The organism is Carnobacterium sp. (assembly GCF_032094055.1).
In the GTDB taxonomy this organism is placed as follows: Bacteria; Bacillota; Bacilli; order Lactobacillales; family Carnobacteriaceae; genus Carnobacterium_A.
Window position 1 is genome coordinate 7,376 of record NZ_DAMDAK010000037.1, and the last position, 2,433, is coordinate 9,808.

Below are 2,433 nucleotides of genomic sequence, written 5' to 3' on the forward strand. Positions count from 1 at the left end.
ATATAAGATCCCAACAATCGCTAAAGAAGAGCCTGTAGCTCCTGATGAGGTAGGCATAATTTGTGCCATAACTAGTCCCAGACCTGCCCCTATGATGCCTGCCAGACTGATAGAAGCGCCAAATAATAAACTCCCTTCAATAGTAATGGTTTGAGCGCCAAAACTAGCCATAATTCCACCAATCACTAGTGCCAGTAAGAGATTGATAACTACTGTTTCTATAATAACTGCTAAGGAATTGGCTTGACGGCCAACACGAAAAGAACGAATGAGTTCTGTTAATCCTAAATCTTCTTCTTTTCGCGTATGCCCAACAACATGCAAGATGGACATGATCATCGCGAACAACCCGCAAAAAAGCAGCATTTCATTTGCATACATCGCACCTACTGTATAATGGACAGCATTTTTCACAGGACTAGGTCCGACCATAGCAACCATTGCCGGATTTTGCATGGTTTCATACATTCCCAGCAGCCCTTGTCCTTTCCCGATTTCTTCAAATGCTGGGACAAAAGCACTTGAAAAAAGCCCTAATCCAAGCAGCCAAATCATCGTTTTTTTCCAATCGCGCTTTAAGTACTGGATAAATAATAAATTCCATAAAGCAAATTTTTTATTCATGGTAATTCCTCCCTCCCATCCATTAACCCTCATAATGACGCATAAACAAATCTTCCAAGGTTGGAGGGACAACTTCAAATTTTTTAACGGTTAATTTTGAAGCTTCTAATAATACTTCATTCATGTGTTTGTTATCAATTGAAAATTTTGCTTCATTTCCTTTAAGGACGAAGTCATACACTCCTTCAAGTTTTCCTAAGCGAGTAACATCTCCTTTTGTAACTACAGTGATAGCTGAACGAGTTAAATGACGTAACTCATCTAAAGTTCCAGTTTCAACTACTTTTCCTTCTCGAATAATAACAACTTTGTCTGCCAAACGCTCAACTTCACTCAAAATATGAGAAGAAAGCAGAATCGATTTGCCAGCTGTTTTTATCTTTTCAACTTCTTCTTGAAAAATTGCTTCCATCAATGGATCCAGCCCTGAAGTCGGTTCGTCAAAAATATATAAATCAGAATCTACTGCTAATGCAGCAATTAAACCAACTTTTTGTCGGTTCCCTTTTGAATAGCTTTTAGCCTTTTTCTTTGGATCTAATTCAAATTTCTTAATCAAATAATCGCGTTTTCTGTTATCCCCATTACCATGAAGCTTCATAAATAAGTCGATAATTTCGCCACCAGTCAGATTATTCCATAAAGCTACATCTCCCGGCACATAAGAAATACGTTTATGAATATCCATGCTTTCGGACCAGACATCTTTTCCAAATATAGTAGCTTCTCCACTATCGCGCTTAATGATTCCAAGCATTGTTCGGATAGTTGTTGATTTCCCTGCTCCATTCGGTCCAATAAAACCAACCACTTCACCTGAATCTACTGTAAACGAGACATCTTTTAAAGCTTCAAATTTACCAAACTTTTTTTGTACTTGCACTACTTCTACAATTTTACTCATAACAAAAACTCCTTCTAAACAATATCTTAATGGGTAATGCTCTCTGAAATGGTTAGGAATTTATTTCTATTATCTTACTGACATGTAAACTTTAAGCCGTTAGTTCGATTCTAGTATAACAGTAAGTTCTCTTACTGAGAATGCCCATTTCTAACTTTATATAGTCTTAATCACACAATCAATTTCAATACGCAAAATATCCTGTAATTTTATTAAATAATCATTCTATTAGCTTCCTTCCTATCAATCTAAATAGACCACTAAACAAAGAAAACCTCCAGATGCCTTGTGCATTTGGAGATTAATTCATTTTAAAGTCTATTTATTCAACTATCTGTTCAAAAATATAACTGAACACTCTCTTCCAGTCTACGTCATTTCTTATCTCCAATAAATCTTTTATGGTCGCTAGACTTTATCCTCATTCCGTAACATTGGATAATTTTATTGAGTTCTTCAGCAATCTCGTGTTCAGTCACTTTTTAGATACTAGCAATCGAAGCCCATTTAGTATAACGACTAAAGTACTTCCTTCATGAATAATTACACTGATTGCAATGTTTGATAATCCTAAGAAATTGACTACAATTAAAAAGATAACAACCGCCATTGAAAAGATAATATTTTGCCAAATAATACGGCTCATTTTTGAAGAAGTTTTATGGGATTGTACCAACCTAGATAAGTCATTTTGCATCAAGACTAGATCAGAGACATCTACGGCCACGTCTGTACCATCTCCCATCGCAATTCCAACATCTGCGTTGACTAGAGCAGGAGCATCGTTCACGCCATCTCCAGCCATGGCCGTCACACCATATTTTTCTTTTTGTTCGTCTATAATTCTAGATTTGTCTTCCGGCATGACATTAGCAATAACTTCGTCGATCCCTAACTGTTTGGCG

At 36.5% G+C, this 2,433-nt stretch carries 2 protein-coding genes and 1 pseudogene; all 3 read right to left on the bottom strand.

Features of this window, described 5'->3' with window-relative positions; all coding sequences use genetic code 11:
• A pseudogene (locus RT405_RS07250) lies at positions 1-624 on the bottom strand (tetronasin resistance protein); the annotation flags it as partial.
• 22 nt (positions 625-646) lie between these two features.
• On the bottom strand, positions 647-1,528 hold the full coding sequence (locus tag RT405_RS07255) for an ABC transporter ATP-binding protein (protein WP_313468782.1): 882 nt from the start codon (positions 1,526-1,528) through the stop codon (positions 647-649).
• A 475-nt stretch (positions 1,529-2,003) separates the two neighbouring features.
• On the bottom strand, positions 2,004-2,433 hold a 430-nt coding region (locus RT405_RS07260), incomplete at its 5' end, for an HAD-IC family P-type ATPase (protein WP_313468784.1).

Bases quoted from the DNA above. Each gene is read 5' to 3' on its own strand.
- RT405_RS07255 (WP_313468782.1), bottom strand. From the start codon at position 1,528: ATGAGTAAAATTGTAGAAGTAGTGCAAGTACAAAAAAAGTTTGGTAAA.